Origin of the sequence: Dolichospermum sp. LEGE 00246, assembly GCF_015207865.1 — a bacterium.
In the GTDB taxonomy this organism is placed as follows: Bacteria; Cyanobacteriota; Cyanobacteriia; order Cyanobacteriales; family Nostocaceae; genus Dolichospermum; species Dolichospermum heterosporum.
In genome coordinates this window covers 1-8286 of sequence record NZ_JADEWA010000241.1, presented here as the reverse complement: position 1 = coordinate 8286, position 8286 = coordinate 1, and the positions used below count along the sequence as shown (strand labels likewise).

The window sequence follows — 8286 nt, the reverse complement described above, 5'->3', positions numbered from 1 at the left end:
AAACGGTTCATAGTTTAACCAAATATGAAACCCCTCTGGTAAACCTCTCCTTTGCACCCCTCCCTGACCCTCCCCTACAAGAAAGGGAAAAGGAGCAGCTTTTATAATTGGAGAGGCTTTGAACTTGTTCTTTGTAAGCTGTTACGCAGCTAAATTTGATAACCATAATTTACTTGAACTTTGTAGTGCGGGCATCTTGCCCACTAGAATTATACAAACTAAATGCACAACAGCTTATGATAAAAAAGTCCAGCTTCTAGCCGTTTTGATTATGGCATTGAAAATTGTCGTTATGGGAAGGCAAGAGGCAATCATGCAAGAGTGAAGAAGCTTTAGGAAATTTTACTTTTCTTTACACACTTTGATTTTATTGTGTTCACCTACCTATAAGTATTATTTTAAATTCGCTTTAACTATAAAATTACTTTAAATTCTCAGAATTTGATTCATCATTAGCACAATTTTACAAATTGAGCCTGAATCTATTAAGAGATAAAATAATACTACTCAAGAAAGAAGAAAATTGTCTAGAAAAAGATATTCTTGTAGAAGTTGGATAAGCGAATGAAGACATAATTGGCAATTCTGACAAGAGCAATTTTCCTAACAGATAAGGTTTTACGAAATATAAATCTCATCTGATACTTCCCCGCATTGATTATAAATTGGTTCTGCTCTTTTGTGGACTAGTGAAATCTTAAGAATGAGTCTTCATGCTTTTTAACTATATCTGTATCGGGATAATAGTTAGGCATTAGTGATTGCTTGATTTTTTGATTGTTCTTCAAACTTGTGAATACTGAATGACTCAAAAAATCATCACAGCTTTTCATAAACTCAAATACAGATGTGTACACAGGTTATTGAATTCAATTTAAAAGGAGTAGGTGACAATGCTGGCAGAAAAAACACTGAGTCAACCAACAATAGAAATGCGTTTGGTAGATCAAGCCGACAAATTAGAACGACTTCTGTTGTCTGAGGAGGAAATAGCAACTTTAGAAAAATTAGCAATGTCAGGAGTATTTGACTCTGAAACCACCCAAAGATGGTTTGCTAATTGCGGTGGATGCGTTGGCTGCGGTGGATGTCGTGGCTGTCGTGGCTGTGGATGTCGTGGCTGCGGGTGTCGTGGCTGTGGTGGCTGTGGTGGCTGTGGTGGCTGTAGACCTTGCGGCGGCTGTGGTGGCTGTGGTCATACAACAGTATCAGGTGTGTTGGAAGACACTGATGAGGTCGGATTTGGATACTAACTAAACTCAGCGATATAACGATAGGTTAGTAATTCTAGAAACCGAGTTTCTTGAGTTGAAAATCATTGAACTTGGCTAGAAAAGTCAACGAAAACCCTGCTTTTATCCAATATTTTTTGAGTAGAAAAACAGGGTTTTTCATGTTTCTGATTGCCATTGATAGCAAGATTCAATTTTTGCAATAAAGTCTATGAAATTAAATGATAGTCAGCGGCTCCGGCTACTAGAACACGTTGTTATCAACGTGATGCCGGCAGATTGCAGTGGCGAAGAAAGTATGATATTTAATACAACACGGCGAACCCTGAGAGTACAGGGTCAATCTCTGCATAACGTAGAAAAAATTGTTTTACCTTTACTAGACGGCTCTCGCACAATAGGAGAAATCCGCGATGCTATTGGCGAACAATTGACCGATTCTTCTCTAAATCAATGTTTAGAGTTTTTGATGGACAATCGCCTAGTGGAAGAGTCTTTAGAAAATCCAGATGATTTAGATAGTCGTGCTTATTTACTGCCTCAAATTAGTCTTTATCATGAATTAGGCTTTAACCAAAAAGATGCTCGGAAACACTTAGCCAATGCTAGGATTGCTGTTTTTGGACTGGGAGGTTCGGGACTGATAGCAGCAATTAATCTGGCTACTGCTGGTATTGGTTTTGTCCGTTTGTGCGATGATGCCTCTATCCTGCCGTCGGATTCCTTGATGATGTCAGGCTCAGTATTGAATAAAATTGGTGCTTTTCGGGGTGTGGAAGCGGCTCGACAAATTGAAGCCATTGGTGGAGTTACTCAAACTGAGATTGTTACAGATAATTTAAATGACGATGCAACCATCAATCCTTTGTTGGCGGATGTTGATCTAGTGATTGTTGCTACTGATGCCGTATCTGTAAATCTAGCCTATCGTCTAAATAGACTATGCCTGAAGATGCAGCGCCCATTGCTACCGGGTGGGGCGGCTGGGATTGAGGGAAATGTCGGTCCACTGATTTTTGCCAAGGATGGACCCTGTTATCTATGCTATCGAATGCGGTCTATGGCTTGTGCTAAGTTTCCAGAGGTGGAATTGGCGGTTGAACAGTTGCTCAACCGGGAACGGCGTTCTCAACCACGACTACGGGAAAATTTACCGATAGGTCAGATGTTGGTGGGTAGTTATTTAGCTCTTGATGCGGTAAAGATGATGCTCGGTCTACCTATAGCTACTGACGGAAAATTACTACATATAGACTTACTTGGTACAAAGCTGACTCACAATGTTGTTCTCAAGAAACCAGGTTGTCCCCATTGTTCAGTAAAACAGGTGACAGGTGACAGGTGACAGGTTACAGGTGACAGGTTACAGGTTACAGGTTACAGGTTACAGGTTACAGGTTACAGGTGACAGGTGACAGGTGACAGGTTACAGGTGACAGATTACAGGTTACAGGTGACAGATTACAGGTTACAGGTTACAGGTTACAGGTTACAGGTGCTACGCCACGGGGACAGTGTAAAAAGTCAAAACTCAGCACTGTTTATGATTAGGAGAAAACACAGTGAATACAGCGATTTCGCAGAGCGCAGTACCAGGGGCGATCGCCAGTCCCCGCTGGCAAGATTTAGTCAGCCCCCATACTGGCATTATTCGATCCTTAGATAGATTCACCAAGCCTTATACAGAGTTCGATTTTCCCGTTTTGTGGCAAGCCGAATTAGCCAATTTCCAGCTTCGTAAACAGCAGGATGATTTACGCTACGGTGTCGGCAGAGGCATGACAGATGAACAAGCCATTTTTGGGGCTGTAGGCGAAGCTATAGAAAGATACTGCGGCGGTATTGTTGATTATCGGCAACTAATTGTTAGTAACTATGAAGAATTAGGTAATCGTGCGGTTTCTCCTGCGGTTTTTTCCCCCTTTTCTGACCAACAATACTCTGACCCAAACTTCCCTTTTCCAGTTTTCAATCCGACAATGCAGACTTCGTGGATAAATGCCCTTTCTTTATCCAGTAACCAAGAGGTTTTAGTTCCAGCCTTCTTGGTTTATTTGGACTGGGACGGCAACCAACCAGGAGATCATATTTTACCTGTTAGTTCTAACGGTATGGCTAGTGGACCGACTTGGGAGTTTGCAGCCTACAGGGGTTTGTGCGAATTAATTGAACGTGATGCTTTCATCATTACTTGGTTAAATCGTCTCCCCGCTCCGCGCATCTATTTTGACCACTTGCCAGGAATTGAGACGGAAATTGCCCGCCACTATGCCAGATTTGGCATTGAGTTAGTTGTCTTCCAGTTGATTACTGATATTCAAGTCCCAGTTTTCATGGCTATGTTAATTGACCGTTCGGGCAAAGGTCCCGCTGTTTCCACTGGTATGGGATGTCATCTTGATGGACTAACGGCTTTTCACAAGGCAGTTTTTGAGGTTTGTCAGGCTCGCTTTGGCGACATAGAACGGATGAAAACTGGGGCTGGGTCTAATCTCCATCAATATAGTGATGTTCAGAATTTGGATGATCACAACGCTTTTTTCTATACAACCTCTCGGTTGAGTGAGTTGGATTTCTTATTTCATCATCATCAATCTTGCCAAGTTGAAGATTTACCAATTTATGAACCTAAATCAGAAGCGGAGAATTTGCAATCAGTAGTTGCCAAGTTGAATTCAGTGGGTGTTGAACCTTATGTAGTGGAAATTACCGCCCCTGATATCGCCTCTCTTGGTTTCCGAGTCGTGCGGACTTTAGCCAGTGAATTAGTTCCTATCTATTTTGGTTATGGACAAGAGCCACTGGGAACTCGACGGTTGTTTGCAGTCCCAGAAAGGTTAGGTTATGGTGGCCGACGTACCAAAAATGACTTGAATCCCTGCCCACATCCAATGGCTTAAAACGAGGAAATTAGAACAATGCACACAGCCAATGAACCTCTGGAGTTAGCTCTTCTCTATCATTTGAACTCTCCAGTCCCGAAAAGTTATGTTAAGCGTGTTCCGGCTACTGAACTGCGATATCTGCCAGAAGCTCCTTTTCTGGAATTGCCACCAGCACCACGGGATAACCCGCTGTCTGAGCTTTTAGCACGGCGTACTTCTGTGCGATCATTTGATAATCAGGTGATGCCACTCGTCTCTTTGGCTCAACTGCTTGATGCAGGGTGTGGACTCAATGGACTGCGTGAAGTGGATGGTCAATACTATGAGGCTCGCAACTCTCCTTCTGCGGGCGGATTGTATCCCCTGGAGGTGTTCGTATCTACACAAGCAGTGGAGGGTTTGGTTGCCGGACTTTATCACTATGAACCTCGCGGACACGGTTTACATTGGGTGAATGATGCTGTACCAACAGATTTTGTAGAAGCATTTTTGCAGCAGGATTATATTGTCAATGCCAATGCTCTGTTTGTGTTCACGTCGGTTTTTATGCGCTCAATGGGCAAATATGGAGCGCGAGGCTATCGTTTTGCACTTTTGGAAGCTGGTCATCAAGCTGAAAATATAAGTTTAATGGCTGTGCAATTGGGGCTGGACAGTCTTTGTCTCGGTGGATTTCATGATATGAGTTTGAACGCTATGTTGGGGATTGATGGGCAACGTCATGCGGCTATTTATTCTGTTGCTGTGGGTAGGAAAGGTTGAATTTTTGCACGCAGAGGCGCAGAGAGGAAGAGTTTGAGGAATTATTCTTTACTACCGGTAAAGGTAATACCTTGAATTAAGTAGCGGTTAAAGAAGGCATAAATGGCTAAACCGGGCAGGGTGAATATCATTGAGGCTGCCATAATGTAGTTCCAATAGCTGATATATTGACCTTTAAAGGTGTTTAGTCCTAAGGGTAAGGTGAACATTTCTGGGTCGAAAAGAATGACTACGGGCAGTAAAAAATTATTCCAACTGCCCATAAATACAAAAATCGCTTGTGCTGCTAATGCTGGTCTGGCTAGAGGTAAAACTATGTGCCAAAAAATTCCCCAGGCATTTAAACTATCTAGTTGACCGGCTTCTTCTAATTCTCTAGGGAAATTAACAAAGAATTGCCGCATCATGAAAATAAAAGTAGCATTAACCATACTCGGAACTATCATCCCTGGGTATGAATTTAACCAACCAATGGTTTTTAAAATTAAAAATGTGGGAATTAGGGTAATCTGCGCTGGTACTACTAAGACTGTCAAAATCAGATAAAACCAGAAACTTTTACCATGAAAATGCAATCTGGCTAGGGCATAACCTGCCATTGAGTTAAATAGTAAGTTTAAAATTGTGACGGTAACGCCAATAATTACACTATTAAATAGCCATCGCCAAAATAAGGGTTCTTGCAGAAATATCTGTTTGTAATTATCAAGAGTAAAATGTTTGGGGATGAAATTAAACTCACCACTAATGATTTCAGGAAGGGGCTTAAATGATGCGGAAAATGCCCAAAGAAAGGGAATTATGGTGATAATTCCGTAAGCTGTAAGGAAGATATATAATAGAACTTTAAGCCAGAAATTATTAAGGATTTTATTCAAATTTTATAACCTCCGAAGAATTGTCTCTGAATTAATGTGAGGATAATAATTACAGATGCTAGTAAAAAGGCGATCGCTGCACCATATCCCATCTGTAAATTCCGAAATACGGTTTGATAAATTAGCAAAACTAAGGTGAGAGTGGCGTTATTTGGTCCGCCAGTTCCTCCAGAAAATATATAAGATTGATCAAATAATTGAAAAGTCCCAATTATCCCCATCGCTATAACGAAGAAAGTCACAGGTTGCAATAAAGGTAAGGTAATATAAAGAAACTGTTCCCAACTATTCGCACCATCAAGTTCTGCTGCTTCGTAAAGGGTTTGGGGGATGTCCTGTAAAGCTGCTAAATAAATCACCATAAAAAACGGTGCTGTTGACCAAATATTCATGATCATAATCCCTTTGAGGGCAACAGATGGATCTCCTAACCAATTATAAATAGGTAATTTTAGGAAAGCTAAAAAATTGTTTAGGAGTCCATTTGTGTTATAAATCCACATAAAAATTAGTGTCAATACGGCGGAAGATGTGACTGTTGGTAAAAAGTAAAGAATTCGCCACCAATTTTTCCCGCGAATGCCAGAATTAAGTGTTACTGCTAAACCTAAAGCTAAAATAGTTTGTGTGGGAACAACAACGGCTACATATTCGGCGGTATTTTTTAAAGCAATTCCTATTCTTTCATCTGTTAGTAATCTTTGGAAATTACCTAATCCGAAAAACTGGTAATGAATCCCTCCCAACATTTGCACTTTGTGTAAGGAAAGAAATACGGCATAGAGAATAGGTGAAATTACAAATGTGCCTAAAACTAAAATACTGGGAGTTATGAATAAATAAGCTGTTAAATTTTCTTTGATTTGTCTATTACAGTGATTTTCTAGTAAATGAAACACATTTTTATATCTCACGCAAAGGCGCAAAGGCGCAAAGGAAGAAAGGAATAGAAAAATTGGAGTCGGGTACAAGTTTTAATTACAAACTCTACATATCTGCCTGAATTTGTTGATTGGCTGCATTTTGCGCTTTTAACATTGCTTGTTTTAATGGTTGTTGTCCTAGCAAAACACTAATAAATTGATTATCAAAGTTGTTGATAATTGCGGCGGGATACTTGCCTAATTGCCAGGGTGTGGCATAATTAACTCCTGCTACTAATGATGCTCTAAGAGGGTCTTGATCATAGCCTAATTGTTGTGCTACTGATTTACGGGCTGGTAATGCAAATCCTTTCCTTGTCCATTTTTTCATGCCTTCTTTACCTGTTAAGTAGGAAATGAGTTTCCAGGCTGCAAGTTTATGGGGCGCTTGTTTATTCATGACATAAGCAACGGTAAAAACCATTGTTGCTTGCTGATGATTAATTTTAGGGATCTCTGCTGTCGCAAATTCTAGTTTGGGAAAGGTTTCTTGCAAATAGGGAATTGCCCAATTCCCTTCAATTACCATTGCTACCTTATTTTGTCCAAACATTTCACTCCCTGAATTTGTACCGACATCAGATTTTTGAGCGGAAGAACGGTCTTTTTGATATTGATTAATGACTAATTCTAAACCTTGCAAACCTGGATCATTGGCAAAGGTAGCATAACCATTTTTATCAATAATTTCTCCGCCAAAAGCTGTAATTTTATATGCCTGACGGGCTAATTCGGGAATTTCACCAAAGCCATATTTATTTAGTTTGCCTGTTAGTTGTTTTGCATAGGTACGGAGTTGTTCCCATGTGGTTGGTGGATTGGTTAAACCAATTTGAGTAAATGCTTGTTTGTTATAAAATAGGGCTAGGGTGGAATAGTCTTTAGGTAAACCATAAATATGATTTTGGTAGGTAAAATTGTTGAGGAGGTTGGGTTCTATGTCTGTGATGTCAAATTTGGGGTTAATGTATTTATCAAGGGGTTCTAGGACATTCTGACCCATTAAAAAAGGGGCTTCTAAAGCGTCAAGATAAAATACATCTGGTGCGGCTTCTCCTACTAGGCGGGTTTTAATCACATCCATATATTGATCGGCGATCGCTTCATATTTAACTTTGATCTGGGACTCCTGCCTTTCAAAGTCTTGGATTACCTGTTTTAACAGTGTTTGTTCTAGAGGATTACCTGTCCAACCACTGAGTTTGACGGTAATGGGTGGGGGTAATTTTGGTAATAGCAAATTATGACAACTAATCAGAGCGATCGCTATTGTTATTACCAATCCTAAAAATTTAAATAATCTCTTTTTTCTCACAATTTAATTGAGATTAATTCTGAGTTGATATGGTTACTAATTTATTTCCCCTGCTGATATAGATCATCTTTCTAGAGGATGGTTTTATAGCAATAAGATACCCGACTTCTTAGAGGGTGTTTGAAAAGTTATGGTTGATGCAATACTTGTCGGTTAAGGAAATGTAGGTTGGGTTGAGCGATAGCGAAACCCAACATTATCAAGGATTTTGTGGGGTTTTGAGGCTTAACCGAGCAGTATTGATGGTTGATGTATCAAATATTTTTTACCCCTCCCTAACCCTGTCTCTTA

The 8286-nt window shown here is 40.2% G+C and carries 7 protein-coding genes; 4 read left to right on the top strand and 3 right to left on the bottom strand.

Annotated elements, in window-relative coordinates; genetic code table 11:
* Positions 1–893 precede the first annotated feature (893 nt).
* From IQ228_RS15830 to IQ228_RS15815, 4 genes are all read left to right on the top strand, one after another.
* Positions 894–1253 (top strand): hypothetical protein, encoded by a 360-nt coding sequence (locus tag IQ228_RS15830; protein WP_193963495.1) that lies wholly within the window; start codon positions 894–896, stop codon positions 1251–1253.
* A 190-nt stretch (positions 1254–1443) separates the two neighbouring features.
* Complete coding sequence (locus tag IQ228_RS15825; protein ID WP_193963494.1) at positions 1444–2577, top strand: TOMM precursor leader peptide-binding protein; 1134 nt, start codon at positions 1444–1446, stop codon at positions 2575–2577.
* 217 nt (positions 2578–2794) lie between these two features.
* Positions 2795–4132, top strand: coding sequence for a YcaO-like family protein (locus tag IQ228_RS15820; RefSeq protein ID WP_370566900.1), 1338 nt, complete (start codon positions 2795–2797; stop codon positions 4130–4132).
* Positions 4133–4150: 18 nt separating this feature from the next.
* On the top strand, positions 4151–4879 hold the full coding sequence (locus tag IQ228_RS15815) for a SagB/ThcOx family dehydrogenase (RefSeq protein WP_193963493.1): 729 nt from the start codon (positions 4151–4153) through the stop codon (positions 4877–4879).
* A gap of 41 nt (positions 4880–4920) precedes the next feature.
* On the opposite strand, the gene IQ228_RS15810 is transcribed toward IQ228_RS15815, so the two are convergent.
* The 3 genes from IQ228_RS15810 to IQ228_RS15800 all read right to left on the bottom strand — a co-directional run bounded on the left by IQ228_RS15810 (position 4921) and on the right by IQ228_RS15800 (position 7956).
* Positions 4921–5757 (bottom strand): carbohydrate ABC transporter permease, encoded by an 837-nt coding sequence (locus tag IQ228_RS15810; RefSeq protein ID WP_193963492.1) that lies wholly within the window; start codon positions 5755–5757, stop codon positions 4921–4923.
* Positions 5754–6656, bottom strand: a complete 903-nt coding sequence (locus tag IQ228_RS15805; protein ID WP_027401447.1) for a carbohydrate ABC transporter permease — start codon at positions 6654–6656, stop codon at positions 5754–5756. Before IQ228_RS15805 ends, IQ228_RS15810 begins: the two co-directional genes overlap by 4 nt.
* Positions 6657–6744: 88 nt before the next feature.
* A complete protein-coding gene (locus IQ228_RS15800) occupies positions 6745–7956 on the bottom strand; it encodes an ABC transporter substrate-binding protein (protein WP_236630548.1) in 1212 nt (403 codons plus the stop codon).
* Positions 7957–8286: the final 330 nt, after the last annotated feature.

Coding starts and splice junctions, on each gene's coding strand:
- IQ228_RS15830 (WP_193963495.1), top strand. CDS start 894: ATGCTGGCAGAAAAAACACTGAGTCAACCAACAATAGAAATGCGTTTG.
- IQ228_RS15825 (WP_193963494.1), top strand. CDS start 1,444: ATGAAATTAAATGATAGTCAGCGGCTCCGGCTACTAGAACACGTTGTT.
- IQ228_RS15815 (WP_193963493.1), top strand. CDS start 4,151: ATGCACACAGCCAATGAACCTCTGGAGTTAGCTCTTCTCTATCATTTG.